Source organism: Streptomyces tagetis (assembly GCF_018069565.1).
GTDB lineage: Bacteria > Actinomycetota > Actinomycetes > Streptomycetales > Streptomycetaceae > Streptomyces > Streptomyces tagetis.
In genome coordinates, this window is sequence record NZ_JAGPNL010000013.1 from 40,806 (window position 1) to 66,983 (window position 26,178).

Here is a 26,178-nt window from a genome sequence, read left to right on the forward strand (position 1 = left end):
CACGCCTCCGCATCCCCACCCCGCACGCCGGGGGGTGTCCGTGTGCCGCGCCCGCCACGCGCCGCGCCGCGCCCCTCACCCCGTTCCGCAGGCCCCGCCGCATCTGCCCCGGAGGAGAGACATGAGCCGCAGTGACGTCCTGGTCGACGCCGACTGGCTCCAGGACCACCTGGACGACCCGAGCATCGCCATCGTCGAGGTGGACGAGGACACGTCCGCGTACGAGAAGAACCACATCAAGAACGCGATCCGCATCGACTGGACCAAGGACCTCCAGGACCCGGTGCGCCGCGACTTCGTGGACCAGGAGGGCTTCGAGAAGCTCCTGTCGGCCAAGGGCATCGCCAACGACACGCTGGTGATCCTCTACGGCGGCAACAACAACTGGTTCGCGTCCTACGCCTACTGGTACTTCAAGCTCTACGGCCACGAGAACGTCAAGCTGCTCGACGGCGGCCGCAAGAAGTGGGAGCTGGACGCCCGCGAGCTGGTCGAGGAGGTGCCCGAGCGCGCCGCCACCGACTACAAGGCCAAGCCGCAGGACACCTCGATCCGCGCCTTCCGCGACGAGGTCGTCGCCGCGATCGGCGTGCAGAACATCGTCGACGTGCGCTCGCCCGACGAGTTCTCCGGCAAGCTGCTCGCCCCGGCCCACCTGCCGCAGGAGCAGTCGCAGCGCCCTGGCCACGTGCCGTCCTCCCGCAACATCCCGTGGTCGAAGAACGCCAACGACGACGGCACCTTCAAGTCCGACGAGGAGCTGAAGGCCCTCTACGAGGCCGAGCAGATCGACCTCTCCAAGGACACGATCGCCCTGTGCCGCATCGGCGAGCGCTCGGCCCTGAGCTGGTTCGTCCTGCACGAGCTGCTCGGTGTGGAGAACGTCAAGAACTACGACGGCTCCTGGACCGAGTACGGCTCGCTCGTCGGCGTGCCGATCGCGCTGGGCCCCGCCAAGTAAGCCGACCGACCCTTCCCAACACCTCAGGAGTACGACATGTGCGGAGCGAAGGCCGGCGGCCCCGACGCCTCGACGATCAAGCCGGGTGAGACCACCATCCAGGGTCAGGTGACCCGCGACGGCGAGCCGGTGACGGGCTACGTCCGTCTGCTGGACTCGACCGGCGAGTTCACGGCGGAGGTCCCCACCTCCGCGACGGGCCAGTTCCGCTTCTACGCGGCCGAGGGCACCTGGACCGTCCGGGCGCTGGTCCCGGGCGCCACCGCCGACCGCACGGTCGTCGCCCGGCAGGGCGGGCTGGCGGAGGTCGCGATCGCCGTCTGACGGCACACGCGCGGAAGGGGCCGCGCCCCACGGGTTGGACACCCGGGGCGCGGCCCCTTCGCCCGTCCGGAACTACCCTGGAGGTATGTACGCACGGCGGCGTCACGTGTACTTCGCCATGATGGGGACGTGCCTCGCGCTCTTCGTCCTGGCCTGGGGCGTGGTGCGCATCTGGTCGGTGCCGGCCGCCGTCGGCATGTGCGTGGTGGCCATGCTCATCCCGCCGGTCGCCGCGATGGTCGCCAACCGCCGCGGCCCCGAGGACCGCTGGTGGGACGACCCATCGGGCGATCCCAAGTCCGACGAGTGGTGGGACGAGCTGGACGGCAAGAAGCACCACTGAACGCCTGCTACGGCGGCTACGGCACCCACGGCGGCCGTCCCCCGCGCCGTCTCAGTAGACGAGCGCCTGCGTCTCCTCGCCCATGGCCTCCTGCACGAAGACCTGGGCGCCCGCGATCCGCACCCCGTCCAGCACGTCACCCTCCGTGATCTCCCGGCGGGCCGCGCACTGCGTGCACAGCGTCAGCCGGCCCCCGGCCAGCACGGAGTCCAGCAGGTCGGGCAGGGGCGCGGCGTGCGGCAGCTCGAACTCGGCCGCCCGGCCCGGCAGCGCGAACCACGACGCCTCGCCGGTCAGCCACAGGGAGACCTCGACACCGCTGGCCACGGCCACCGCCGCGACCGTGAACGCCTGCGAGCACCGCTCGGGGGCGTCGGCCCCCGCCGTCAGCTTGATCACCAGCTTCTTCGCCATGGCCGCATCGTACGGCGCCGGGCGGGGCCCACCTCCCAGGGTGCCGCCCGGCCCGGCCGCGTAAGCTGGTGTCCGGCCCTGTGCACACCGCGCACGTACGACCCCGCTCAACCGAGGAGCACCCCGTGGAGATCTTCTTCGAAGTCCTGTTGGTCCTGGTCTGCGTCGGCGTCCTCGCCTTCGCCGGACTGACCGTGAAGAAGCTGTACCAGGGCCAGCGCTGACCCCTCGCCAGGAAGTTCCGCTCATGATCGAGATTCCGTCCGACCTGCACAAGGACCTCGTCCCGCTCGCCTTCCTGCTCGGTGAGTGGGCGGGCGCCGGCGTGCACGACTTCCCCGGCGCCGAGAAGTGCAACTTCGGCCAGGAGGTCGCCTTCACCCACGACGGCCGGGACTTCCTGGAGTACCGCTCCCGCACCTGGGTGCTGGACGGCGACGGGAACAAGCTCCGCCCGCTGGAGACCGAGCACGGCTTCTGGCGGATCGACGCCGACCGCAAGGTCGAGGTCACGATGGTCCGCGACGACGGCGTCATCGAGATCTGGTACGGCGAGCTGGCCGACCAGAAGCCCCAGATCGACCTGGTCACCGACGCGGTCGCCCGCACCCCCGCCGCCCGCCCCTACACCGGCGGCAAGCGGCTGTACGGCTACGTCAAGAGCGACCTCATGTGGGTCGGCGAGAAGCAGACCCCCGAGGTCGAGCTGCGCCCCTACATGTCCGCCCACCTCAAGAAGGTCGTCACCCCCGAGGACGTCGAGCGCTGGGCCAAGGCCCTCCCCGACGACATGCCGGACGACGGCATCGCCTTCTTCAAGTAGCCCGGCCCCAGCAGACCGCGGTTCCTCCAGCAGGCCAGCCCTCTTATGGGCGGCGCTCCGGTTCTTCTCGTGGGGCGGTAACCCCAGGTCCCCCGTACCCCGGCATGGGTTAACAGATGACCCAGCATGGCAATGCGCTTGCTTCTCGCCGGGGTCTGGGGATACCGTCTTGGTTGTCTTCGTGGTGGGCGATGTCATCGTCCCGCGGATGCGCGAAGCCCCGACCGTAATGTGTCTGCGGTCGGGGCTTCGGAGGCCATGCTCTGGGCGGCATGCGAAGCAGAGGCGGACCCAGGGCGTACGCAAGCCACGATAGCAGAGCACATCCGCGGGCGCGCCGCGCTGCGGAAACCGAGTGGGGGAGAGACTGTGGCCGGTGACCTGCCGGAGTGGATGCTGCGAGCCTTCTCGAAGCCGCGCATGGCTTCCTACCTGCGCGCGGCAAGGGGCGATGCCCAGAAGGCCGCCAGCCTCTACTGGTGGAACATGGAGGCGTCGGCCGCGCTGTACGGACCACTGAACTGCCTGGAGGTCACGCTGCGCAACGCCCTGCACGGCGTGCTCGAACAGCATCACGGCCGGCCGGACTGGTGGGTGGGGGCGCCTCTGAGCCCGAACGGCCTCCGCCTGGTCGACGACGCGCGCGCGAAGTGCGAACGGAACGGAACGGCCTCGGCCCCCGTCGACGGCATCGTCACCGAACTGACCCTCGGCTTCTGGGTCTCCCTGGTGAGCGGCGCCCGCGGCTACGACCGTGGGTTCTGGGTGCCCGCCACCCACAAGGCGTTCCCGAACTACTCGGGGCGACGTAAGGAGCTGCATGACAGCCTCATGTTCCTCCTGTGGCTGCGGAACAGGGTCATGCACCATGAGCCGATCGACCATCAGTGCCGACGGCGGTGCCCCCGCTGGCACCTGGACCCGGTGAGTGGGCACGCCACGCTCTATGACGTGCTCGGCTACCTCAGCCCCGAGCTGGCCAAGGAGGCACGAGCCATGGACAGGTTCCCCGCCGTCTTCGCGTCGCGGGGCGATGCCCTTCGCGGCACCAGGCCGCCTCAGTTCTGAAACCGGACCGTCAGGAGACGCTGTGACCGACTTCGACGTGCGCTCCCGGGGTGGCGATGCCAACCCGGAGTTCGCCGGTGTGCTCGTCTCGCGGCCCGACATCGCCCGCCTGGCCGGGGTGAAGCGTCCCGCGGTCACCAACTGGGAACGACGGTACGCGGATTACCCTGCCCCGCTTCCTCGAAGCGAGGGCGCGCGCGGTGCCGCCCCCGAGATGTTCCGAGCCGACGAGGTACTGGCCTGGCTCTCGGCACGGCCCATTCCCGCCAACGCCCTCCTGCCCGGCGAACCGTCGGGAACGACGTACGGCGACCGGTTTCGAGCCGGGCTGACCGGGAGCAGAGCGGGCGGGCTGCTCGCGGCGGTGAAGGAACTCACCGGACCCGCGGCGGAGCGGATGCGCGGGCCGGTCCCCCTGCCGCTCTACCTCGACTGGCTGCTGTACCTCGTGTTCCGCGCGATCGTGGAGGCGGACGGGGGGCAGGAGGGCAGTCAGGGCCGGACCCAGGCCGGGAGGGACGTCGCCGTCCCGGAGGAGAAGTACCCGCGCGGACTTCCGGCCGACCTCCAGAACCTTCTGGACCGGAATCCGCCCAGCTCCCCGGAGGACGGACGTCAGGCGTTCGACCTGGTCCTCACCCTCCTGCGCGACGCCGAGGACCGCGGGTTCGGTGACTTTCTCACCCCCCCGTCGGTGAGCCGTGTCATGGCCGGAGCACTGGCTGCCGTGGCACCCGCCGTGCCGACACCGTACGACCCGTTCTGCCGTACCGGCGAGCTGCTTGCCGCCTACCTGGACGCCACCGCCGAACGGGACGGACCGGGACCCCGCAGGGTGAGGGGGCGGGTGCTCCATGACCGTGCGCTGCGCATCGCCCGTATGAACGTCCGGGTACACGGCGCGGACGACGCGGAACTCGCCCTGGGGCCCGGTGCACCCCCGCCGGACCCGGACGGGATGTTCGACGTGATTCTCACCAACCCGCCGTTCGGTGGCAGAACCCGTGACGACGGGCCCCCACCCGCCTACTGGACGTACGGCCCCGCCCGGCGCGTCGAATTCGACTGGCTTCAGTACGTCATCTCCCGCCTCGCCCCCGAGGGCCGGGCCGCCGTCCTGATGCCCGCGGCAGCCGCCTTCCACACGGGTGCGGCACGTACGGTCCGGGCCGGGTTGGTCGAGGCCGGGATCGTCGAGTGCGTGATGGCGCTGCCCGGACAGCTCTTCGGGCAGACGGCGATCAAGACGCACATCTGGTTCCTGAGAGCCACACCCGGGCCGGTACGCGACGTACTTTTCGTGGACGGTGAGGACCTCGGGCACGTCGTGAGCCGCACTCGCCAAACCCTTTTCGACGACGACGTCGCCCGGCTGGTGCGAGAGTACGGTTCCTGGTGTTCAGCCGCCGACAGCGAACGGGAGTACCCCGGAACACCGGGGCTGAGCCGGGCCGTGGCGCCGGGTGAGATCGTCGCACACGACCACCGGCTCGACCCGGCGACGTACGTACGCACAGCCATGCCTGAGCCGGCCGTCACGGACTCGGCCGAGGTACGTGGCCGGCTGGCCGGACTGGCGCAGGAGATCGAGGTCCTGCAGGCGCGGGCCAGGAACGCCGACGCCGACGCGTTGAGGCAGCTCAGGAGGTATGGACTGTGACGGGCACAAGAGGGGGAACGGAGGCATCTGACACCGGGCTTCATCTGCCTGAGGGCTGGCGGTGTGCTCCCCTGAGGGACCTGTGTGCCTCCCTCCGGGCGGGCCCGGCGTCGCGTGTCCAGGACAAGGGACACACACAGGCGGACGGTGGTGTCCCCGTCGTCCTGCCTCGTGATCTCGGTGGGCAGCGGATCACGACCGCCGAGCCCGGCCTCGTGCCCGCCGTCCCCAGGGAGCGGGCGCGAGCACTGGAGCAGCACCTGCTGGCCGAGGGAGACATCCTCATCACCCGCACGGGCAACGTCGGCCGCCTGGCCCTGGTGACGGGAGAACACAGCGGCTGGCTGTTCCACGCCAACCTGGTCAGGATGCGGCTCCCGGGCGCCGGCCCGGCGCAGGCCCCCTACCTCGCCGCCTACCTGAGTTCGGGCACCGCTCAGGACTGGGTCCGTGCGCGGACGGCCGGCTCGGTGATCCCGTCGGTGAGCATACGGACGCTGGGCGAGCTGCCCGTGCCGCTTCCGCCGCAGGCGGAGCAGCGGGCCATCGGCGCGACCCTCGCGGCCCTCGACGAGAAGATCAGAGCGCACACGGAGATCGCCCGGACTACCGTCCAGTACCGTGCGGTGCTGGCGGACGCGCTCCTGACCGGCGTGGTGACCGCCCAACCGTGACCTGGGTTCTGGCCCTAGACTCGGGGCTGTGGTGAGCACCGACTGGAAGAGCGACCTCAGACAGCGCGGCTACCGGCTGACCCCCCAGCGTCAGCTCGTACTGGAGGCTGTGGACACCCTTGAGCACGCCACCCCGGACGAGATCCTCATCGAGGTGAGGAAGACGGCATCCGGGGTCAACATCTCCACCGTGTACCGCACCCTGGAGCTGCTGGAGGAGCTGGAGCTGGTCTCGCACGCCCACCTCGGCCACGGGGCGCCCACGTACCACCTCGCCGACCGGCACCACCACATCCACCTGGTCTGCCGGGACTGCTCCGACGTGATCGAGGCCGATGTGTCGGTGGCCGCCGAGTTCACCGCCAAGCTCCGGGAACAGTTCGGCTTCGACACCGACATGAAGCACTTCGCCATCTTCGGCCGCTGTGCGGACTGCACCTCCGGGGGCGCGTCCGCCGGGTCGTAGGCTGGGGCCATGAAGAGCCCTCTGCTGTCCCTGCCCGGCGCCGTCCCCGCCGAGGGCGTGGACGAAGGCGTCGCCGCCCACTACGGCGACCTGTTCCGCGAGCAGCGTGCCCTCGCCGACGGCACCGGATTCGTCGACCTCTCCCACCGCGGCGTCCTCGCCGTCACCGGTGAGGACCGGCTGAGCTGGCTGCACCTGCTGCTCACCCAGCACGTCAGCGACCTGCCGCCCGGCGAGGCCACCGAGGCCCTGGTCCTCTCCGCCAACGGCCACATCGAGCACGCCCTCTCCCTCGTCGACGACGGGACCACGGTCTGGGCGCACGTCGAACCCGGCACCCAGGAGGCGCTCATCGCCTACCTGGAGTCCATGAAGTTCTTCTACCGGGTCGAGGTGGCCGACCGCACCGCCGACACCGCCGTCGTGTACCTCCCGGCCGGCTCCATCGCCGAGGCCCCCGAGGGCGCCGTGGTCCGCGAGACGCCGTACGGCCGCGACCTCTTCCTGCCCCGCGCCGGGCTGGAGGACTTCGCCGCCAAGGCCGGTCCGCCGGCCGGCATCCTGGCCCACGAGGCGCTCCGGGTCGAGCGGCACCGGCCCCGGCTCGGCTTCGAGACCGACCACCGCACCATCCCGCACGAGCTGGGCCTGATCGGCAGCGCCGTCCACCTCCAGAAGGGCTGCTACCGCGGCCAGGAGACCGTCGCCCGGGTGCAGAACCTGGGCAAGCCGCCGCGCCGCCTGGTCTTCCTGCACCTGGACGGCAGCGAGGTCCACCTCCCCGGGCACGGCGCCCCGGTGCGTGTCGCCGACGACGGCCCCGACGGCCGGAAGATCGGCTTCGTCACCACCTCCGTACGCCACCACGAGCTGGGCCCGGTCGCCCTCGCCCTGATCAAGCGCAACGTGCCCGTCGACGCCCGCCTGATCGCCGAGGACACCGCCGCCGCCCAGGAGACCGTCGTCGAGCCGTGAGGCCGGGGTCCCTCACACCTCGACGAGCACCGTGAACGGGCCGTCGTTCGTCAGCGCGACCCGCATCCGCGCGCCGAACCGGCCCGTCGCCACGGTCGCCCCCAGCGCCCGCAGCCGGGCCACCACCTCGTCGACCAGCGGCTCGGCCACCTCGCCGGGGGCGGCGGCGCTCCACGTGGGGCGGCGGCCCTTGCGGACGTCCCCGTACAGGGTGAACTGGCTGATCACCAGCAGCGGGGCGCCGATGTCGGCGCACGACTTCTCGTCGTGCAGCATCCGCAGCGACCACAGCTTGCGGGCGAGCCGGTCCGCCTGCTCCGGGGTGTCGTCGTGCGTCACCCCGACCAGGACGCACAGCCCCTCGCCCTCGATCGCCCCCACCGTCTCGCCGTCCACGACGACGCTCGCGCCGTCCACCCTCTGCACCACTGCACGCATGCCCGCCATGATGCCGTGCGGGACCGGAACGCCGACGGGCGGGCCGCGGGGCGCCCGCGCACTGCCACACGGGGCTTCTTTTCGCTCCGTAACCCCCCATCTGGGGCCGATCGGGGGCACTCGGTCACATAGCGGCCACTTGGGGTGGCACGATGCTCCCAGACGCCGGTCGAGGGGACGGTAGAGGTAGATGAGCACACCGAGTACGGGGCAGCCGCTTGGGACTGTCGCGTTGACTCACCCGGGCGGCCTGGAGGCGCCCAGACCGCCCGTGCAGCGGACGGACAGCCCAGAGCTGCCCGTGGACGCGGCACCGGGCATCCCGGGCTCTCCGGGCGCGGGGCGCGACCTGGCCGGGCTGAGCCTGCCGGAGCTGCGCACGCTGCGCCGGGACGCCCAGCGGGAGGAGGCCGACCTCAGCTACGTACGGCGGCTGCTGCACGGGCGGATCGACATCCTCCGCGCCGAGCAGGCACGGCGGGGTACGGCGTCCGTGCCGGCCGCGGCGGAGGCGTCCGTGGTCGAGCGGCTGTCGGAGATCCTGGCCGACGCCCCGGTCCGGCACCGGGCCTCCGCCCGCCATGTCACGCTGGGCACCCCGCGCAGCGAGGAGGGCCGCAGGCTCGCCGCCGAGATGCTCGGGGACGTGGAGCTGTCCGATCTGGCGGCGCTCACCGATCCGGAGCTGATCGCCGCGATGGGCCGCCTGGTCCGCCACGAGCAGCGGGTCTCGCGCCGGCGCCGCCGGCTCCAGCGCACCGCCGACGACTCCAGCGCCGAGATCGCCCGCCGGTACCGTGAGGGGGAAGCACAAGTCGACGACCTGCTCGTGTGACGCCAGGAGCCGCTGTACGCCGTCCTGGGGGCCCGGTGATCCCGGGCCGTCGCCGTGACGGGTCCTTGTTCCGGAAGGCCACCGCCGATGTCCGCGTCCCAGCCCGTGTCCACGCCCGCGCCGGCCACCCCGCCGGCGCCGCCGGCCGCCCTCGCGCCCGTCGTGCCGCCCGTCCTCGCCGAGGTCGTGCGGTCCGGCTTCGTCGAGGGGCGGCACCGGGGCAGCCTGGTCGTCCTGGGCGCCGACGGAGCGGTGGAACTGGCGCTCGGGGACGTGACGGCACCCGTCTTCCCCCGCTCCTCCAACAAGCCCATGCAGGCCGCGGCGGTACTGCGGGCCGGCCTGGAGCTGGCGGGGGAGCGGCTGGCGCTGGCCGCCGCCAGCCACTCCGGAGAAACCTTCCATCGCACACTCGTACGGACCATGCTCGGCGAGTTCGGTCTCGACGCCGGGCTGCTGCGGTGCCCGCCCGACCTGCCCCTGGACGCCGAGGAGCGGGACCTCTACCTCGCCGCCGGGAAGGTCGCCGACCCGGTCACCATGAACTGCTCCGGCAAGCACACCGCGATGCTCGCCGCCTGCGCGCTGCGCGGCTGGCCGCTGGAGGGCTACCTCGACCCCGGCCACCCGCTCCAGCGGCTCGTCCACCGGACCGTGGAGGAGGCGGCGGGCGAGCCGGTCGCCGCGGTCGGCACCGACGGGTGCGGGGCTCCGCTGATGGCGATCAGCCTGGTCGGACTGGCCCGCGCCTTCCAGGGCTTCGCCGGCGCCGAACCCGGCACGCCCGAACGCCGGGTCGCCGACGCGATGCGCGCCCACCCCGAGTACGTCGCCGGTACCCGCCGCGCGGACACCTGGCTGATGCGCGAGGTGCCGGGCACGCTCTCCAAGATGGGCGCCGAGGCGGTCCAGGCGGTGGCCCTGCCGGACGGCCGCGCCCTCGCCTTCAAGATCGAGGACGGGGCGACGCGGGCGCTCGGCCCGGTCCTCGCCCGCGCGCTCACCCTGCTCGGCGTGGACGGCCCCGTGGTCGGCCGCATCGGCCGCGCGCCGCTGCTGGGCGGGGGCGCGGAGGTGGGGGAGATCCGGGCGGCGTTCTGAGGGCGGTGCTCGCGGGGGCGCGTGGGGTGAGGAGGCTCTTGCGGGGGCGCGTGAAGCGAGGGGGCCTTTGCGGGGGCGCGTGGGGTGAGGGCGGTCTTCGCGGCGCGCGTGAGGTGAGGGGCGCCTTCGCGGGGGCGCGTGAGGTGTCGGGCGGGAGGCATCAGGCGGCGGGGCATCGGGGCTGGTGGGGCCCGTCGGGTGGCCGCGGAAATTTCCGCGACGCACGCCCCGGGCGCCGCATACCGTGAGCGCATGACGAGCCGTGCCGAGATCGACGTACACCCCATCACCGAGGCCGAGTTCCCCGACTGGAGCCGGGCCCTGAGCACCGGTTTCCTCCAGGACCCCGTCCTGGGCGAGGAGCAACTCCGGGCCCGTGCCAGGCAGTTCGTACCGGGCCGGCTGCTCGGCGCGTTCGACCGCGGCCGGTGCGTCGCCACCTACCGCTCCTTCGACCAGCGGCTCACCGCCGTCGGCGGCGCCGAGGTGCCGGCCGACGCGGTCTCCAACGTCACCGTCACCCCGACGCACCGGCGCCGCGGCCTGCTCAGCCGCATGATCGGCGCGGACCTGGCGGCGGCCCGGGAGCGCGGGGACGTCGTCGCCACGCTCATCGCCGCCGAGTACCGGATCTACGGCCGCCACGGCTTCGGCCCGGCCACCACGATGACCCAGTGGACGGTGGACGTGCCCCGCGCCGGCCTCGACCCGCGCTGGGCGGCCCCGGAGGACGGCGGCACCATCGACCTGGCCGACGGCGCGGACGTCCGCAAGCTCGGCCCCGAGCTGCACGAGCGGCTGCGCCGGGCCCAGCCGGGCGCGGTCAGCCGCGACGAACTGTGGTGGCAGGCGCGGACCGGCGCCGTCCGGATGCACGCCACCCCGTGGCACGAGCCGTTCTACGCGGTGTACCGCTCGCCCGACGGCGAGGTGCAGGGCATGGCCGCCTACCGGGCCGACGACACCTGGGGCGACGCGAAGCAGCCGCTCAACACGGCGACCGTCGACTGGCTGATCGGCGTCACCCCGGCCGCCGAGCGCGCCCTGTGGCGGTACCTCTGCTCCATCGACTGGATCACGACGGTCAAGAGCGGCTGGCGCTCCCCGGACGATCTGCTCCCGCACTACCTGCCCGACCCGCGCGCGGCCCGGATCAGCACCCAGGCCGACTGGCTGTGGGTCCGCGTCCTGGACGTCGTACGGGCGCTGGAGGCGCGGACGTACGCGGCGCGGGGCTCGCTGGTGCTGGAGGTCGTGGACCCGGGCGGGCCGGCCGCCGGGCGGTGGCGACTGGAGGCGGAGGAGGGCGGCGCGTCCTGCGTGCCGACCACCGAGAGCGCCGATCTCGTGCTGGACGCCGGGGCGTTGGCGATGCTGTGGCTCGGGGACGAGTCGGCCGCGCGACTGGCGGCGCTGGGCCGGGTGACGGAAGAACGAGCGGGCGCCGCCCTGTCGGCCGACGCCCTGCTGCGTGCGCCCCGGCGCCCGTGGTGCCCGGACATGTTCTGAGGGGCGGGGCCCCGTGAGGTGCGGGTGTCCTCCTTCCCCGGTGACGGAGCGCGGGCGTGTCCGTAGCGTGCGCTCCGTCGTGCCGGTGGTCGGGCCGGCCGGCCGCCGGGCCGGGCTCCCGGCTCCCCTCCGGAGAGGAGCCCGGACGGCGGCGTGGCCGGCTCAGCCGGACTGGGCGAGCAGCATGACGAGGATGACCGCGCCGACGCCGCTGATCGCGCCGCTCCTCGCCTTGACGCCGACGGTCAGCGTGACGAGGGCGATGAGGCCCATCGCCCCGTACTTCCCCTGGACGAACTGCTCGAACCCGACGGCCAGAGCGGCGATGACGATGGCGATGTACGGCATGGTGCCCCCCTTCGGGCCGCCCCGGCCGGGACCGGCCCCACACTCTCTCCTGGTGGCCAACCTCCTGAAGGCGCAACCACGTTGTCCAAGTTGGTTGCCAACTTACCGCCGGGATGGCTCTACTTGGAAGGGTCGTGCATCCAGATCGTGCCGAACCGCCCCAAGTTGGCGAGAAGTTGACGGTGTTCCCGGCGCCTCACAGGGCCGGTCGCGCCACCAGGAGCGCGAGCAGGACCGCGCCGGCGGAGCTGAGGGACGGGCTCTTGGCCTTGATCCCGACGGTGAGCAGCAGCAGTCCGACGCTGCCGGTGAGGCCGTACTTCCACTGGACGGCCTGCTCGAAGCCGACGGCGAAGGCCGCGGTGAGCAGAGCGAGGACGGGCATGGTCTTCTCCCTTCGGGCGTCTCGGCAGCCGAACTCTCGCCAACCGGGCAAAGTTGGCAACCAACTATGACTATGATGTCCCCAGTTGGCATCACCTCGCAAACATGTTTCAGTCAACTCCTGCTTGGAAGGCAGGAGTTGTAGTTTCTGGTCGTGACCCAGGAGAAGGCGTCCGTGAACACCGGCAGAAGGCCCACCCCCCAGGAGATCGCCGAGATCCTGCGGGAGCGCATCCGCGGAGGCCGGCTCAAGGCGGGCGACCGCCTCCCCACCCAGGCCGAACTCGCCGACGAGTTCGGCGTGGAGCGCGGCACCGTCCGGCAGGCCCTGCGCGCGCTCCAGGACGACGGCCTGCTCACCAACGTCAGCAAGGGCAGCCCGCCCCGCATCGCCCAGCCCGCCCCGCACCCCGGCGAACCGCAGCCGGCCCTGGTGGTGCTCGGACCCCGCCTGTCGGACGCCTTCCGGGAGCCTCGGGTACGGCTGGACGTGGTGTGCCACACCGCGGAGTCCCTGCTGCTGGCGCTCAGCGAGCCGCTGCGCCAGATCCACGAGGGCCGCGTCCGTCCGGACTCCCTCGACCTGCGCGTCCTGATGCCGGCCCGGGACATCGCCCTGGCCTTCCCGGTCCTGGCCGACCCGGCGGAGCCGGGGGCGCCGGAGAGCGCCACGGCCGGTGCGGAGGCGGAGCCGGTGCCTGGGCAGGGGCCGGTCCCGGAACCGGACGACCCGGCCCACCGGCGCTGGCTCCAGATGCGCAACGCCCAGGCCCGCGTGCTCCGGCACAGCCTGCACGCCCTCCGCTCCACCCACGGCATCGCCGTCAAGGTCTCCTTCCGGGCGCTGCCGTTCACCCCGCCGGTGAAGCTCTACCTCCTCAACGGGGAGGAGGCGCTCCTCGGTTACTACCTGATCGCCCGGCGCGAGGAGGAATGGGAGGACCGGACCTTCCAGACGTACGACGCCCTCGGCACCCAGTCCCTGCTGTTCTCCTTCCGCAACCAGGCGGCCCCCCGGGACGCCGCCTTCGTGACCGAGTCCCAGAAGTGGTTCGACGCCCTGTGGGACACCATCACCACGGACATGACACTGTCCTGAGCCCACGCCCTGACCCTTGCCCTGAGCCCTGGCTAGGGTGGGGCGGCATGGCCGACGAGTGCTTCCGCCACCCCCGCCTCGCCCCGCTCTACGACGTCCTCGACCCGGACCGCGGCGACCTGGACGCCTACCTCCGGATGGCGGAGGAGTACGGGGCCCGCCGGGTCCTGGACGTGGGATGCGGGACGGGCGTCTTCGCCCTGCTCCTCGCGGACCGCGGCATCGAGGTCACCGGCGTCGACCCGGCCGGAGCCTCCCTGGACGTGGCGCGCGGCAAGCCGGGCGCCGGACGGGTGCGCTGGCTGCACGGCGACGCGACACGGCTGCCGCCGCTGCGGGTGGACCTGGCGACCATGACGGCGAACGTCGCCCAGGCCATCGCCGGCCCCGACGACTGGCACGGCACCCTGCGAGGCGTGCACGCGGCGCTGCGTCCCGGGGGCCGCCTGGTCTTCGAGACCCGGGACCCGGCCGCGCGGGCCTGGGAGGAGTGGAACCGCGCCGCGTCGCACCGCGTGACAAAGGTCCCCGGCACCGGCGCGGTCGAGAGCTGGGTCGAGGTGAGCGAGGTGGACGGACCGCTGGTGACCTTCCGCTGGACCATCGTGTTCGCCGCCGACGGCGCCGTGCTGACCTCCGACTCCACCCTGCGCTTCCGCACCCGCCGGGAGATCGAGGACGACCTCGCGGCCCACGGCTACGTACTGGACGAGGTCCGCGACGCCCCCGACCGCCCCGGCCGGGAACTGGTCGTCATAGCCCGCCGCCCCTGAACCCGACGTACCGCCGAAGCACCTCCCGGCTGTCGGGGGTGAACCCCCACTCCCCCCACTCCCCCCAGGCCGCCCGCAGCTCGCCCCCGCTCAGCCACCCGCACCAGGCGACCTCGGCCGCATCCGGCACGAGGGCCCCGGTCACCACGGCCTCGTGCACCCCGAGTCAATGCGGGCTCAGCCCCACGCGGTTGACGAACGCGCCCAGCAGTCGCACCGGCGCCCGCACCCCCAGCTCCTCCGCCAACTCCCGTGCCGCGGCCTCCTCGTACGACTCCCCGACCCGTACCGCACCCCCGACCCCCACCTCGTGACGCCCGGGATACCGCGCCAGGTGCCCCGCCCGCCGCAGCACCAGCACCCGCCCCCGCCCGTCCCGGCACACGGTCACGGCCACCCGGTGCAACCACCCTTCCCGGACGGCCCGTTCCCGCGACACCACCCCCGACACGCGCCCGAACCCGTCCACCCACTCCACCATCTCCGCCACACCCCCACCCTCCCGCACCCCACTGACAACGGGACCAAAGCCCGCCGAGCCCAGGCCCCCGCCCTGGAGCGAGCGCAACCCAGACCCGAGCCCGGACCCCATGAACCCCACCGCACCCCAAGTCGTCCTCGACATAATGGACTTCGACACCCGTGCCGCCCCCGACCGGGCCTTCGCCGTCCTCGACTCCTTCGTCGCCTGCGGAGCCGGCGGGCGCCTCATCGGCTCATGGCCGCGGACCCGCCCCGGCGTCCGCGAGACGGTGCGGATCGCGACGAAGGTCGGGCGGGCACTCCTGGCTCCAGGATCGGCGTATCAACTGGTTGGATTCCTGTATGACGGACTGGTCGGAACTCAGCCACGCCTACGGCTCGGCGGAAGACATACCCATCCTGTTGGACCGGATCGCAGGGGAAGCGAAGTCCGGGCTATGGAGCGACCTGTGGTCAGCGCTGTGCCATCAGGGCAGCGTCTACTCGGCCAGCTTCGCGGTGCTGCCCTGGCTGACCGACATGGCCGGCAGTGACGACCGAGACCAGGCGGTGAACGCGCTGGCCCTGGCAGGCGCGATCATGGCGGGTGCCGAGCAGCCGCACGGGGCCGGTGACGTCCGCGCGCGGCACGCCGCGGAGGTCGAGCGCCTCCTGACGGCAGTGAACCGGCAGCTCCGGACGGCATCCGATCGCACCGACTACATCCACCTACTGGAAGCCATGCTGGGTTTCGAGGGCGTCGTGGGCTGGAGTGAGGATCTGGCCTGGGGACTGGGCAACGAGGAGTACGAGGTCGACTGCCCCGGCTGTCAGACCGGCCTGTTCGTCGTTTTCGGCGAGCGAGGATTCTTCTCCACCAGCGAGGACTACGCGCTCGCGGACAGCGATCTCGAGACGAGGCCGCTGCTGCCGGCCAACCCCGCGGACCTGGACGGCATCGGCCGGCGCCTCCACGACCTCGCGCTCTCCGACGGTCAGCACGAGGTCGCCCACGCGCTGACCTACGTATTCGGCCACGCGGCGTGCCCGGAGTGCGAAACGCGCTTCTCCGTTGCCGACGAGGTCGGCGCCGACTGGACTACGGGTCTTGGGACGGGCTAGTGCGCCAGAGGCGTCTGAGGGCTTCGAGTTCGGTTCGGGGGAAGTGCTCACCCCACTTGCCTCGGCAGCCGCTCTCGCCGTAGGTCTGTGCGACCTCATCGAAGCAGCGGATCACGGCGCGGGCGAGCTGGTCGATGCCGAGCTGACTCGACCAGATCGCGGTTCCCTTGTTGTCGTGATCGCCGCCATCGCGCGGTTCCAGCACGCGGCACCAGATGTCCTCGCCTTCGCGGTAGAAGATCCACCGGCGGCCTTCGCGTGGTGATTCTCAAGGGTGCAGTCGGCCCATCCGTGGGCTCCCAGCGTCCAGGTGATGCGGATGCCGGACGTCACCGCTGCTCCCCGGCGTGGAAGTGGCGGATTGCCTGCCTCCAGAGCATGTTGGTGGCGACGCCGGACGACCGCGCCGCCCTACGGCTGAGCGTCACGCCGTCGGCCGGGTGAGTTTGGCGGCCACGGCGTCGAGGACCCAGTCCAGGCCGGTCGTGAAGGTCGTCTCGGCGTCCACGTCCGTGCCGTCGTACACGGCCTTGGCCAGCGCCGGGAAGCGGCCCGTGGCCAACAGGCCCGTCACACGCGGGCCGTGGGCGCGCTGCCAGTCGTGCTTGGACAGGCCCGTGGCGCGCTCGGCCCGCAGGTTCGCGATCTCGCGCCTGATCGCGCCGATGAAGTAGGCGCTGACGGTCTCCACGGCGCGCATGACGGTGTTGACATCGGCGAGGTCGTCGAGGGCGGCCAGTGTGGCCTCGGTCATGGCGAGACCGTTCGGGCCCAGGGCCGGGCGACCGCCGAGCAGGTCGGCCAGCCATTCATGACGGAGAGTGGTCCGCCTGGTGCGGTGGGCGAGGGCGCTCAGTGCCTCCCGCCAGTCAGCGGGCTGTTCCTCGGGGAGCATCTCGGCCTGGACCTCGTCCACCATGAGGTCGAACAGCTCCTCCTTGGTGGAGACGTATCTGTACAGCCGCATCGGACCGGCGTCCAGACGGGCCGCGACCTTGCGCATCGACACCGCCTCCAGCCCGCCCTCGTCGGCCAGTGCGATCGCGGCGGCGACGATCCGCTCCCGGTCGAGCGGCACGGGTTGAGTCGGCGGCTCCGGCCGGTCCCACACAGTCATGGCGACACCGTACCGTTGCGATGCGTCGTAGCGAAGAAATACAGTGTATCGACATGAGATACCGCATCGCAGTAGTCGGGGGCGGTCCTGCCGGCCTTACCTTCGCGCGTGTCCTGCGCCGTCATGGTCACCCCGTCACCATCCTCGAACGCGATCCCGCCCCGGACGCCCGCCCTTTGGGCGGCACGCTGGACCTGCACGAGGAGCTGGGCCAGCGCGCACTGGACAAGGCGGGGCTGCTGGCGGAGTTCCGGGCCCTGTCCCGTCCCGAGGGGCAGGCCATGCGCATCCTGGACGCGGACGGGACCGTCCTGCGCGACTGGCGGCCCCGGCCGGATGACCGGGCCCATCCCGAGATCGACCGCGGGCAACTCCGTGACCTGCTGCTCGGCCCTCTCGACGTCCAGTGGGGCCGGGGCGTGACGCGGGTGGTGCCGGGGGCCCGGGACGGCGTACCGGTCCACTTCGCGGACGGGCGGCAGGAGACGTTCGACCTCGTGGTCGGCGCGGACGGCGCCTGGTCCCGGGTCCGCCCGGCGGTCTCGTCGGCGACACCGACCTACACCGGCGTCACCTACGTCGAGACCTCCCTCGACGACGTCGACACCCGCCACCCTGACCTCGCCCGTCTGATCGGCGACGGTTCCGTGGCCGCGTACGGCGTGAACCGGGCTCTCGTCGCCCAGCGCAACAGCGGCGGCCACGTCAAGGTGTACGCCCAGTTCCGCGCGCCGCTGGACTGGCACACGAACCTGGACCCGGCCGACGCCGAGGCCGTGCGGTCGAGCCTGCTGGCTCTGTTCGACGGCTGGGCCGCTCCCGTCCTCGGCCTCCTCCGTCACGGCACCGCGTTCGTCCACCGCCCCCTCCACGTCCTGCCCGTGTCCCACACCTGGACCCACGTCCCCGGGGTGACGCTCCTGGGCGACGCCGCCCACCTGATGCCCCCCTTGGGGGCGGGCGCGAACCTCGCGATGCTGGAAGGCGCCGAACTCGCCGAGTCCCTCGCCGCCCGCCCTGAAGACCTGGACGAGACCGTCCGCGCCTTCGAGGAACGGATGTGGGCACGGGCCGGCAGGTGGGCGAAGATCACGACAGCCGGCCTGGAACGCCTCGTGAGCCCGGACCCCGCCGCAGCCCTCGCCCTCTTCGACCAAGTCCAGCCCTCCTGACCACCCATCGCGCGAACACCCTCCCGTCCGGGCGTGCAGGGTGCACTTTTGCAAGCGGGGTGCTTGCAAAAGTTAGCGGGAGGGGGCAGGCTGGGGGTATGGCATCGCTCAACGTCGGCAATCTCGGCGAGTACCTGCGCGAGCAGCGGCGCAACGCGCAGCTCTCGCTGCGGCAGCTCGCGGAGGCCGCCGGGGTGTCCAATCCGTACCTGAGCCAGATCGAGCGCGGGCTGCGCAAGCCCAGCGCGGACGTGTTGCAGCAGGTCGCCAAGGCGCTGCGGATCTCCGCCGAGACGCTGTACGTGCGCGCCGGCATCCTCGACGCGGAGCGGGACCGGGACGAGGTGGAGACCCGCGCGGTGATCCTCGCCGATCCCACCCTGGACGAGCGGCAGAAGCAGGTGCTGCTCCAGATCTACGAGTCCTTCCGCAAGGAGAACGGGTACGGGGCCGGAGCGGATGCCGGCGGCACCTCCATACCGGACGACCGCCCCCCTGTCGCGGAGGGTGGCGGCGCCGGCCCGCGGGAGACGGCCGGATGACCGGCCGCCGGGCGCGGGACCCGTACGACAACCCCAGCCGAACGCACACCGGGAGGACCAGCACCATGCCGATCACCGAAGACCTGCGCAAGACCTTCAGCGACCCCACCCTGCTCTACTTCGCCGCGGGCACCGCCGACCTCGCCTTCCAGCAGGCCAAGAAGGTGCCCGTGCTGGTCGAGCAGCTCCGCGCCGAGGCCCCGGCCCGGATCGAGGCCGTACGCAACACCGACCCGAAGGCCGTCCAGGAGCGGGCCGCCGCCCGCGTCCGTGAGACGCAGGGCACCCTGCAGAGCAAGGTGAACGAGTTCGTCGGCACCCTGGACGCCGACTTCAAGAAGCTCGGCGAGTCCGCCCAGGACCTCGCCCTGCGCGGCGTCGGCGTCGCCGCCGAGTACGCCGTCCGCGCCCGCGAGACCTACGAGAAGGTCGCCGAGCGCGGCGAGCAGGCCGTGCGCACCTGGCGCGGACAGACCGCCGAGGGTGTCGAGAGCGTCGCCGAGGGTGTCGAGGACGTGGCGGTCGCCGTCGAACCGAAGCCCGAGCCGGTCGAGGTCACCGAGGAGAAGCCCGCCTCGGCGAAGAAGGCCCCGGCCGCGCGGAAGCCCGCGGCCCGCAAGAGCACCGGCCCGAAGAAGACGCCGCCGTCCGCCGAGTGACCGGCGCCGGGCACCCCGCCCGGCGACGACGACGGCACCGACCGGAGAACGGGCCGGGCACCCTGGGGATGCCCGGCTCGTTCTCCGGGTACCGTGACCGCGTAGGGACGATCCGAATCTGGTGGTGGACGTTGTGCTGATGCAGGGTTTCGCAGGCTTGATGTGGCTGCTGAGCACGGCCCTGATCCTTTTCAGCGGCTTCGCGTTGATCGACGCCGCCACGCGCCGCGAGGACGCCTACCGCGCGGCCGACAAGAAGACCAAGCCGTTCTGGCTGATCGTCCTCGGGCTCGCCTTCGTGGTGAACCTGATCTTCAACATCCTGTCGTTCCTGCCGATCATCGGCCTGATCGCGACGATCGTGTACATGGTCGACGTACGGCCCGCGCTGCGCGGTCTGTCGGGCGGCGGGCGTGACACCCGCCGCGGCTCCAGCAGCGACGGCCCCTACGGCCCCTGGAACGGCGGACGCTGAGCGGCGACGACCGTCGGCTGATCCACCCCCACGGCCGCGTGGCCCCGAGGCCGCCCGTCCCCGAGCCGCCCGCTCGCGCTCGGGGCGGCTCGGGCAGGTTCAGGGCACCTGGGGCACGCGGTCGAGGAGCAGGACCGCGACGTCGTCCGTCAGCTCCCCGCCGTTGAGGTCGCGGACCTCGTTCACCGCGGTCTGGAGCAACTGCTCGCCCCGCAGACCGTCGGCGAAACGGCGGCGCACCATCTCCACCATGCCGTCCTGGCCGAGCCGCTCCCGGCCCGCGCCGACGTGGCCCTCGATCAGGCCGTCGGTGTAGAGCATCAGGCTCCACTCGGCGCCGAGTTCCACCTCCACCCGCGGCCAGCGGGCCGCCGACAGCAGGCCGAGCGCCGGGCCGTTCTCGTCGTGGGGGAGGAGCCGGGCGGGCCGGTCCGGTCCCGCGAGCAGCGGCGCCGGGTGGCCGGCCAGGCAGAGGCCGGCCCGCGTCCCGTCCGGGGAGATGTCCACCGCGCACAGCGTCGCGAAGATCTCCTCGTCCGAGCGCTCGTGCTCCAGCACCTGCTGGAGGGTGGCGAGCAGTTCGTCCCCGCACATCCCGGCCAGGGTCAGCGCCCGCCAGGCGATGCGCAGTTCCACCCCGAGCGCCGCCTCGTCCGGCCCGTGCCCGCAGACGTCGCCGATCATGGCGTGCACGGTTCCGTCCGGGGTGCGGACGACGTCGTAGAAGTCCCCGCCGAGCAGGGCGCGGGAGCGGCCCGGACGGTAGCGCGCGGCGAACCGCAGCGGTGAGCCGTCCAGGAGCGGTGTCGGCAGCAGCCCGCGCTCCAGTCGGGCGTTCTCCTGCGCGTGCAGCCGGCCCTCGGCCAGCCGCCGTTCCGCCCAGTCGGACCGCTTGCGCTCGACGGCGTAGCGGATCGCCCGGCTCAGCAGCCGGCCGTCGAGTTCGTCGCGGAGCAGGTAGTCCTGGGCGCCCACCGCCACCGCCTCCGCGCCGCGCTCGGCGTCACCGGCCGAGGTGAGGGCGAGCACGGCGTGCCGGGGCGCCAGCTCCAGCACGTGCCTGAGCACCGCCAGCTCGTCCTCGTCGGCGCCGTCGCCGGGGCGGGCCGGGCCGGGCAGGGCGAGGTCCAGCAGGATGCAGTGGACGTCGTCGGTCAGCAGCCGCCCGGCCTCGGTGAGGTTGCGGGCGGTACGGACCCGGATCGGCTTGCCGGCCTGGTCGAGCAGGTCGGGCACGATCGGGGAACCGCCCGGATCGTCCTCGATCAGCAGCAGCGTCAGGTTGGTGGGCGGGGTGATGTCCGGGTGGTCCGTGGTGTCCTCGCGCATCTCGGTGGGGGACGCGCTCGGTCCGTCCGGGGTGGCGGGCCCGCGCGCGCCGGTGGCGTCACGCGGGTCCGTGGTGCTCGCGCACCGGGTGGTGTTCTCGGCCGGGTTCTTCCCCGGGGTGGCCCGCTCTTCGCGGGGGCCGCCGTCCGGGGACGCGGCGGGCGCCTGACCGCACTCGGCGGCCGGGATCGCCCTCTGCCGCGGTACGGGTACGGGCATGATCGTGGGTTTCCTTCCCTCCCCCCGAGGGCACGGTGGGGCGAGGGACCTCGACCCACCGACGGGGACCATAGCGGGTGACGGCACCGGCGCGGAATGGTCGGCCCCGCCGGGCTACGGCACCGGACGCTGTCATATGCGGTGGTCTGTCCCGCAGTTGGACACGTTGCCGGGGTGCGGGGGATGACGAACGTCACGCGGGGTGGGCGCCGCGCGTGGACTGCGTCACGTGGTCCGGATCACGCCACCGGGGGGTGGGGGTTCGGCCACGGGGGTTCGGCCACGCTGTACGGGCGGGGCCGTTTTCGGCTCCGCCGGGGTGTGGGGTGTGCGTGGCCCGGGGCGCCGTGCCACCGACTGCCTGTGGCCGGTGTCACGATGCCGGGCTTCCCCTCGCGCGGTGTGCGTCCGCCCCCGAGGCCCGGTGCCCGGAGGGCTCACGCCCCGCTCGCCCCCCGCTCGCCCCCCGCGCCCCCCCCGGCTCACGCCTCCGGACGTACCACCCCGAGGATCGGCATCGTGCCGGCCCCGGCGATCGTCACCGTGCGCCCCGGGCGCGGGGCGTGCACGACGGAGCCGTCGCCGACGTACATCCCGACGTGGCTGGCGTCCTCGAAGTAGATGATCAGGTCGCCGGGACGCATGTCCTCGACGTCGACCTGCCGCAATTGCCGCCACTGCTCCTGCGAGGTGCGCGGTATCCCCTGGCCGGCCGCGGCCCACGCCCGCGAGGTGAGTCCGGAGCAGTCGAACGAGGAGGGGCCCGCGGCGCCCCAGACGTACGGTTTGCCGATCTGGGCGGTGGCGTACTCCACCGCCTCACGACCCCGCTCGGTCGCCTTGCCGTCGAGCTCCTTGAGGATGCCGGAGCGGAGCCAGGCGGCCTGGGCCTCGCGCGCGGCCTGCCGTTCCAACTGGGCGAGGCGCTCCTTCTCCTCCTTCTCCAGCTCGGATTCCAGCTTCTCGGCCTCGGCGACGCGCTTCTCGACCTTCTGGCGGGCGGTCGCCTTCTCCCTGCGGTTGGCCTCCAGTCTCCTGGCCTGGACGGCGGCGTCGGTGGCGTAGGTCTCCAGGTCCTGCTGGGTGCGGGTGAGTTCGCCGAGCAGGCCCTTGGCCGCGCGCTGGCCCTGGAGCACCCGGCCGCCGGACTCCAGGAACTCCTCCGGGTCCCTGCTCAGCATCAGCTTGGCCTCGTCGGGCAGGCCGTTGGTGCGGTACTGGGCGCGGGCGGCGGCGCCGGCGCGGTCGCGCAGCCGGTCCAGCCTCTCCTGGCCCCGGGCGGTCTTCTTGGCCAGCTCGGCGAGTTCGGCGGACTGCCTGCGGGCCTTCTCCTCCGCCGCGTTGTACTCGTCGGTGGCGGAGGCCGCGGCCCGGTAGAGGGACTCCAGCTCCTTGCGTACGGCTTCCAGGTCGCGGGCCGGGGTGGCGGTGGCGCTTGGGGCCGGTGGGGCGGGTGAGGTGGGCGAGGTGGGTGCGGAGGGTGCGGAGGGTGCGGAGGGTGGGGCGGGCGCCGGGGTGGGCGCGGGGGCCGCGAACGCCACCCCCGGGGCCGCCAGCAGAGTGACCGCGCAGACCACGGTCACCGCGGCGGCCGTCAGCCCGTGCTTGCCCGTACGCATATGGCGCCCCCACCATGGACGAACCCGTCAGTAACATCGCGTCGCTCGGGGGATCGTGCCACGTGCGACGGCGAAACGACAGAGGGGGTGCTTCCCCCACAGGGGGGACGAACACGACCCGGAGATCGTTCCCGGGCGGTGAACCCCGGCGTGGTGGCAGTGGGTGGGGTTCTGGGCGGGAGGCTCCCGCCGGCGCACCTCGGGCGGCCGGTCCGCCCCGGCCGGCTTCAGCCGCGTGGCGCCAACGCCGCCCAGCGCACCGTCACTTCGCCCTGCCGCCACCGCGCCGGCCCGTCCGCCACCGGCCAGTCGGCGGCCAGGTCCCGTACCGTCCGCAGCCAGTGCTGGCGGGCCCCGTAGGACGCGTACGGCGCGGCGGCGGCCCAGGCGCGGTCGAAGTCGCGCAGGAAGGCGTGGACCGGTTCACCGGGGACGTTGCGGTGGATCAGCGCCTTCGGGAGCCGTTCCGCGAGGTCGGAGGGGCGCTCCAGCGAGCCGAGCCGGGTGGCGAAGGTCACCGTGCGGGGGCCTTCCGGGCCGAGCGCGACCCACACGTGCCGCCGCCCGATCTCGTCGCAGGTGCCCTCGACCAGGAGCCCGCCCCGGGAGTGCTCCGTCGCCGGCGCGAGCCGCGCGCACAGCCGCCGCCAGACCGCGGCGACCTCGGACTCGTCGTACTGGCGCAGGACGTTCGCCGCGCGGATCAGCGCGGGGCGGCGGGTGACAGGGACCTCGAAGCCGCCGTGCCGGAAGACCAGCCCCTCGCGCGCGTACGCGGCGGCGCCCGCGACCCGCTCCGGATCGATCTCGACGCCGACCACGCGGGTGCGCGGCGCGACGGAGCGCAGGCGGTGCAGCAGCTCGACGGCGGTCCAGGGGGCGGCGCCGTAGCCGAGGTCGACGGCGACGGGATCGTCGGCGCGGCGCAGTTCGGCGCCGTGGACGGCGGCGATCCAGCGGTCCATGCGGCGCAGCCGGTTCGGGTTGGTCGTCCCCCGTGTGACCGTCCCCACGACGGGGGCCCCACCGCTCGGGCGGAGCCGAGGACGGGGGCGGTCGGTGGGGCGGGAGGGCATGCCTACGAGGGTAAGCGGCACGGCGGGACGCGCCGGCGCGCGGGCCCCAGCGCACGGGAGTGCTCGAACGGTTGAGCGACATGCGTAATGATTCGGCAAAGGCCCGGAAACCGGAAATGGAGCACTGCCGTCCGGCGTTCCACTCCTCGGAGGGCAGGCCGTGCCCTCCGACCGGCATGTCCGCAGCGAGGAGGAACGGCTCGTGAGCCAGTACGTCGGCAGGCTCGGGCGTCGCTCACCGGCGGCCTCACCTCTGCGGAGGCTGTCCCGCAGGCCCCGCCGCGTGGCGATGCTCTCCGTGCACACCTCACCGCTCCACCAGCCCGGCACCGGCGACGCCGGCGGCATGAACGTCTACATCGTGGAACTCGCCCAGCGGCTCGCCGCGATCAACATCGAGGTCGAGATCTTCACCCGGGCCACCACGGCCGCCCTGCCGCCCAGCGTCGAACTGGCCCCCGGCGTCCTCGTCCGGCACGTCGACGCCGGACCCTACGAGGGACTGGCCAAAGAGGACCTCCCGGCCCAGCTCTGCGCCTTCACCCACGGCGTCATGCAGGCGTGGGCCGGCCACCGTCCCGGCCACTACGACCTCGTCCACTCCCACTACTGGCTCTCCGGCCACGTGGGCTGGCTCGCCGCCGAACGCTGGGGCGCCCCCCTCGTGCACGCCATGCACACCATGGCCAAGGTCAAGAACGCCAACCTGGCCGAGGGCGACACGCCCGAACCGGCGGCGCGCGTCATCGGGGAGACCCAGATCGTCTCCGCCTCCGACCGCCTCATCGCCAACACCGCCGAGGAGGCCGACGAGCTGGTCCGGCACTACGCCGCCGATCCGGCCAAGGTCGCCGTCGTCCACCCGGGCGTCAACCTCGAACGGTTCCGTCCCGCCGACGGCCGCGCCGCCGCCCGCGCCCGCCTCGGCCTCCCGCAGGACGCGCTGATCCCGCTCTTCGCCGGCCGGATACAGCCCCTCAAAGCCCCCGACGTGCTGCTCCGCGCGGTCGCCGTCCTCCTCGACGAACGCCCCGAGCTGCGCTCGCGCATCCTCGTCCCCGTCGTCGGCGGCCCCAGCGGCAGCGGCCTCGCCAAACCGGAGGGCCTCCAGAAGCTCGCCGCGCGGCTCGGCATCGCCGACGTCGTCCGGTTCCGCCCGCCGGTCGGGCAGGAGCAGCTAGCCGACTGGTTCCGTGCCGCGTCCGTGCTGGTCATGCCGTCCTACAGCGAGTCCTTCGGCCTGGTCGCCATCGAGGCGCAGGCGGCCGGCACGCCGGTCCTCGCCGCCGCCGTCGGCGGCCTCCCCGTCGCCGTCCGCGACGGACACACCGGGCGCCTGGTCCGCGGCCACGAACCCGCCGCCTACGCGCGCGTGCTCGCCGATTTCGCCGACGAGCCGACGCTCACCGACCGCATGGGCGCCGCCGCCGCCCGGCACGCGCGTGCCTTCGGCTGGGACGGTGCCGCGGCCGCCACCGCCGACGTGTACTCGGCCGCGATCCAGGCCCACCGCCGTCGCGTACGCTCGCCCCATGGCTGACGGAGAGAAGGCGGCGGAGGCACGGCAGGCGGCGCGGACCCTGGAGAGCGCCCTGGCCGACGCCGGGCTGGAGTGGGAGACCGCCGAACCCGGGAAGTACGTCGTCACCCTCCCCGGCACCCGGAAGCTGTCGACCACGGTCTCCCTCGTCCTCGGCCGGCACTCCCTCTCCCTCAACGCCTTCGTCATCCGCCACCCCGACGAGAACGAACCGGCCGTCCACCGCTGGCTCCTCGAACGCAACCTCAGGCTCTACGGGGTGAGCTACGCCGTCGACCGGCTCGGCGACGTCTACGTCACCGCCAAGCTCCCCCTCTCCGCCGTCGCCCCCGACGAGATCGACCGCCTCCTCGGCCAGGTCCTGGAGGCCGCCGACGGCGCCTTCAACACACTGCTGGAGCTGGGCTTCGCCACCGCCATCCGCAAGGAGCACGCCTGGCGGACCTCGCGCGGCGAGTCGACGCGCAACCTGGAGGCGTTCACCCACCTGATCGAGCGCACGGGGACCGATGCGGAGCGCAGGGAGGGCTGATACGGGGTCTGGGGAGGGCTGATACGGGGCGGCTCTGTGGTCGCTCCGGCTCCTCCGCTCGGCGTGTCGGCGTGTCGGCGTGGCGGAATGCCGGTGCGCCGGCGTGTCGCCGTCGTTGC

Annotated in this window: 31 protein-coding genes; 22 read left to right on the forward strand and 9 right to left on the reverse strand. The window is 72.9% G+C overall.

Going from position 1 to position 26,178, the window contains the following annotated elements:
• Positions 1-121 precede the first annotated feature (121 nt).
• From J5Y05_RS30655 to J5Y05_RS30665, 3 genes are all read left to right on the forward strand, one after another.
• Complete coding sequence (locus J5Y05_RS30655; protein ID WP_210876572.1) at positions 122-961, forward strand: sulfurtransferase; 840 nt, start codon at positions 122-124, stop codon at positions 959-961.
• A gap of 36 nt (positions 962-997) precedes the next feature.
• On the forward strand, positions 998-1,285 hold the full coding sequence (locus J5Y05_RS30660; protein WP_030744373.1) for a DUF1416 domain-containing protein: 288 nt from the start codon (positions 998-1,000) through the stop codon (positions 1,283-1,285).
• Positions 1,286-1,370: 85 nt separating this feature from the next.
• A complete protein-coding gene (locus J5Y05_RS30665) occupies positions 1,371-1,628 on the forward strand; it encodes a DUF3099 domain-containing protein (protein ID WP_210876573.1) in 258 nt (85 codons plus the stop codon).
• 51 nt (positions 1,629-1,679) lie between these two features.
• Here the strand turns inward: J5Y05_RS30665 and J5Y05_RS30670 are convergent, their stop codons facing one another.
• Positions 1,680-2,042 (reverse strand): DsrE family protein, encoded by a 363-nt coding sequence (locus J5Y05_RS30670; protein ID WP_210876574.1) that lies wholly within the window; start codon positions 2,040-2,042, stop codon positions 1,680-1,682.
• A 247-nt stretch (positions 2,043-2,289) separates the two neighbouring features.
• Here J5Y05_RS30670 and J5Y05_RS30675 point away from each other — a divergent pair, with 247 nt between their 5' ends.
• From J5Y05_RS30675 to ygfZ, 6 genes are all read left to right on the forward strand, one after another.
• Positions 2,290-2,865 carry a heme-binding beta-barrel domain-containing protein gene (locus J5Y05_RS30675; RefSeq protein WP_210876575.1) on the forward strand — a complete coding sequence of 192 codons (576 nt, stop codon included), beginning with the start codon at positions 2,290-2,292 and terminating at the stop codon, positions 2,863-2,865.
• 369 nt (positions 2,866-3,234) lie between these two features.
• Positions 3,235-3,933: a hypothetical protein gene (locus J5Y05_RS30680; RefSeq protein ID WP_210876576.1), complete on the forward strand. Its 699-nt coding sequence runs from the start codon at positions 3,235-3,237 to the stop codon at positions 3,931-3,933.
• A gap of 22 nt (positions 3,934-3,955) precedes the next feature.
• A complete protein-coding gene (locus J5Y05_RS30685) occupies positions 3,956-5,593 on the forward strand; it encodes an N-6 DNA methylase (protein ID WP_210876577.1) in 1,638 nt (545 codons plus the stop codon).
• On the forward strand, positions 5,590-6,267 hold the full coding sequence (locus tag J5Y05_RS30690) for a restriction endonuclease subunit S (RefSeq protein WP_210876578.1): 678 nt from the start codon (positions 5,590-5,592) through the stop codon (positions 6,265-6,267). Before J5Y05_RS30685 ends, J5Y05_RS30690 begins: the two co-directional genes overlap by 4 nt.
• 28 nt (positions 6,268-6,295) lie before the next feature.
• A complete protein-coding gene (locus J5Y05_RS30695) occupies positions 6,296-6,733 on the forward strand; it encodes a Fur family transcriptional regulator (protein WP_210876579.1) in 438 nt (145 codons plus the stop codon).
• 9 nt (positions 6,734-6,742) lie between these two features.
• Positions 6,743-7,708 carry a CAF17-like 4Fe-4S cluster assembly/insertion protein YgfZ gene (ygfZ, locus tag J5Y05_RS30700; RefSeq protein ID WP_210876580.1) on the forward strand — a complete coding sequence of 322 codons (966 nt, stop codon included), beginning with the start codon at positions 6,743-6,745 and terminating at the stop codon, positions 7,706-7,708.
• A 12-nt stretch (positions 7,709-7,720) separates the two neighbouring features.
• Here the strand turns inward: ygfZ and dtd are convergent, their stop codons facing one another.
• The gene (dtd, locus tag J5Y05_RS30705; RefSeq protein WP_210876581.1) at positions 7,721-8,146 is read right to left on the reverse strand and encodes a D-aminoacyl-tRNA deacylase; all 426 of its coding nucleotides are present in this window, start codon (positions 8,144-8,146) and stop codon (positions 7,721-7,723) included.
• A gap of 190 nt (positions 8,147-8,336) precedes the next feature.
• Here dtd and J5Y05_RS30710 point away from each other — a divergent pair, with 190 nt between their 5' ends.
• The 3 genes from J5Y05_RS30710 to J5Y05_RS30720 all read left to right on the forward strand — a co-directional run bounded on the left by J5Y05_RS30710 (position 8,337) and on the right by J5Y05_RS30720 (position 11,591).
• Positions 8,337-8,981 carry an RsiG family protein gene (locus J5Y05_RS30710; protein WP_210876582.1) on the forward strand — a complete coding sequence of 215 codons (645 nt, stop codon included), beginning with the start codon at positions 8,337-8,339 and terminating at the stop codon, positions 8,979-8,981.
• An 87-nt stretch (positions 8,982-9,068) separates the two neighbouring features.
• Positions 9,069-10,082: an asparaginase gene (locus J5Y05_RS30715; RefSeq protein WP_210876583.1), complete on the forward strand. Its 1,014-nt coding sequence runs from the start codon at positions 9,069-9,071 to the stop codon at positions 10,080-10,082.
• A 252-nt stretch (positions 10,083-10,334) separates the two neighbouring features.
• On the forward strand, positions 10,335-11,591 hold the full coding sequence (locus tag J5Y05_RS30720) for a GNAT family N-acetyltransferase (protein WP_210876584.1): 1,257 nt from the start codon (positions 10,335-10,337) through the stop codon (positions 11,589-11,591).
• A gap of 162 nt (positions 11,592-11,753) precedes the next feature.
• On the opposite strand, the gene J5Y05_RS30725 is transcribed toward J5Y05_RS30720, so the two are convergent.
• Positions 11,754-11,939: a hypothetical protein gene (locus J5Y05_RS30725; RefSeq protein WP_210876585.1), complete on the reverse strand. Its 186-nt coding sequence runs from the start codon at positions 11,937-11,939 to the stop codon at positions 11,754-11,756.
• 196 nt (positions 11,940-12,135) lie between these two features.
• Positions 12,136-12,324: a hypothetical protein gene (locus tag J5Y05_RS30730; protein WP_210876586.1), complete on the reverse strand. Its 189-nt coding sequence runs from the start codon at positions 12,322-12,324 to the stop codon at positions 12,136-12,138.
• Between the two features lie 147 nt (positions 12,325-12,471).
• Here J5Y05_RS30730 and J5Y05_RS30735 point away from each other — a divergent pair, with 147 nt between their 5' ends.
• A complete protein-coding gene (locus tag J5Y05_RS30735) occupies positions 12,472-13,422 on the forward strand; it encodes a winged helix-turn-helix domain-containing protein (protein WP_247615619.1) in 951 nt (316 codons plus the stop codon).
• Positions 13,423-13,469: 47 nt separating this feature from the next.
• Complete coding sequence (locus tag J5Y05_RS30740; protein WP_210876587.1) at positions 13,470-14,195, forward strand: class I SAM-dependent methyltransferase; 726 nt, start codon at positions 13,470-13,472, stop codon at positions 14,193-14,195.
• Between the two features lie 166 nt (positions 14,196-14,361).
• On the opposite strand, the gene J5Y05_RS32725 is transcribed toward J5Y05_RS30740, so the two are convergent.
• On the reverse strand, positions 14,362-14,592 hold the full coding sequence (locus tag J5Y05_RS32725; RefSeq protein WP_372450545.1) for an NUDIX domain-containing protein: 231 nt from the start codon (positions 14,590-14,592) through the stop codon (positions 14,362-14,364).
• Positions 14,593-15,020: 428 nt separating this feature from the next.
• Here J5Y05_RS32725 and J5Y05_RS30750 point away from each other — a divergent pair, with 428 nt between their 5' ends.
• Positions 15,021-15,779 (forward strand): hypothetical protein, encoded by a 759-nt coding sequence (locus tag J5Y05_RS30750; RefSeq protein WP_210876588.1) that lies wholly within the window; start codon positions 15,021-15,023, stop codon positions 15,777-15,779.
• Positions 15,780-15,822: 43 nt separating this feature from the next.
• Complete coding sequence (locus tag J5Y05_RS30755) at positions 15,823-16,044, forward strand: hypothetical protein (RefSeq protein WP_210876589.1); 222 nt, start codon at positions 15,823-15,825, stop codon at positions 16,042-16,044.
• A 159-nt stretch (positions 16,045-16,203) separates the two neighbouring features.
• On the opposite strand, the gene J5Y05_RS30760 is transcribed toward J5Y05_RS30755, so the two are convergent.
• Positions 16,204-16,896, reverse strand: a complete 693-nt coding sequence (locus tag J5Y05_RS30760; RefSeq protein ID WP_210876590.1) for a TetR/AcrR family transcriptional regulator — start codon at positions 16,894-16,896, stop codon at positions 16,204-16,206.
• Between the two features lie 53 nt (positions 16,897-16,949).
• Here J5Y05_RS30760 and J5Y05_RS30765 point away from each other — a divergent pair, with 53 nt between their 5' ends.
• The 4 genes from J5Y05_RS30765 (at position 16,950) to J5Y05_RS30780 (ending at position 19,744) form a co-directional block, all read left to right on the forward strand.
• The gene (locus J5Y05_RS30765; protein WP_210876591.1) at positions 16,950-18,068 is read left to right on the forward strand and encodes an FAD-dependent oxidoreductase; all 1,119 of its coding nucleotides are present in this window, start codon (positions 16,950-16,952) and stop codon (positions 18,066-18,068) included.
• Positions 18,069-18,166: 98 nt separating this feature from the next.
• Positions 18,167-18,610 carry a helix-turn-helix domain-containing protein gene (locus tag J5Y05_RS30770; protein WP_210876592.1) on the forward strand — a complete coding sequence of 148 codons (444 nt, stop codon included), beginning with the start codon at positions 18,167-18,169 and terminating at the stop codon, positions 18,608-18,610.
• Between the two features lie 65 nt (positions 18,611-18,675).
• Positions 18,676-19,269, forward strand: a complete 594-nt coding sequence (locus J5Y05_RS30775) for a hypothetical protein (RefSeq protein WP_210876593.1) — start codon at positions 18,676-18,678, stop codon at positions 19,267-19,269.
• A 139-nt stretch (positions 19,270-19,408) separates the two neighbouring features.
• Positions 19,409-19,744, forward strand: a complete 336-nt coding sequence (locus J5Y05_RS30780) for a DUF2516 family protein (protein ID WP_210876594.1) — start codon at positions 19,409-19,411, stop codon at positions 19,742-19,744.
• A gap of 99 nt (positions 19,745-19,843) precedes the next feature.
• Here the strand turns inward: J5Y05_RS30780 and J5Y05_RS30785 are convergent, their stop codons facing one another.
• The 3 genes from J5Y05_RS30785 to J5Y05_RS30795 form a co-directional block, all read right to left on the reverse strand.
• A complete protein-coding gene (locus J5Y05_RS30785) occupies positions 19,844-21,292 on the reverse strand; it encodes a PP2C family protein-serine/threonine phosphatase (protein ID WP_210876595.1) in 1,449 nt (482 codons plus the stop codon).
• Between the two features lie 482 nt (positions 21,293-21,774).
• Positions 21,775-22,911, reverse strand: a complete 1,137-nt coding sequence (locus tag J5Y05_RS30790) for a C40 family peptidase (protein ID WP_210876596.1) — start codon at positions 22,909-22,911, stop codon at positions 21,775-21,777.
• Positions 22,912-23,138: 227 nt separating this feature from the next.
• Complete coding sequence (locus J5Y05_RS30795) at positions 23,139-23,924, reverse strand: class I SAM-dependent methyltransferase (protein WP_210876597.1); 786 nt, start codon at positions 23,922-23,924, stop codon at positions 23,139-23,141.
• A gap of 265 nt (positions 23,925-24,189) precedes the next feature.
• On the opposite strand from J5Y05_RS30795, the gene mshA reads away from it, so the two are divergent.
• Complete coding sequence (gene mshA, locus J5Y05_RS30800; RefSeq protein WP_210876598.1) at positions 24,190-25,527, forward strand: D-inositol-3-phosphate glycosyltransferase; 1,338 nt, start codon at positions 24,190-24,192, stop codon at positions 25,525-25,527.
• Positions 25,520-26,059, forward strand: coding sequence for a type III secretion system chaperone family protein (locus tag J5Y05_RS30805; RefSeq protein ID WP_210876599.1), 540 nt, complete (start codon positions 25,520-25,522; stop codon positions 26,057-26,059). Before mshA ends, J5Y05_RS30805 begins: the two co-directional genes overlap by 8 nt.
• Positions 26,060-26,178: the final 119 nt, after the last annotated feature.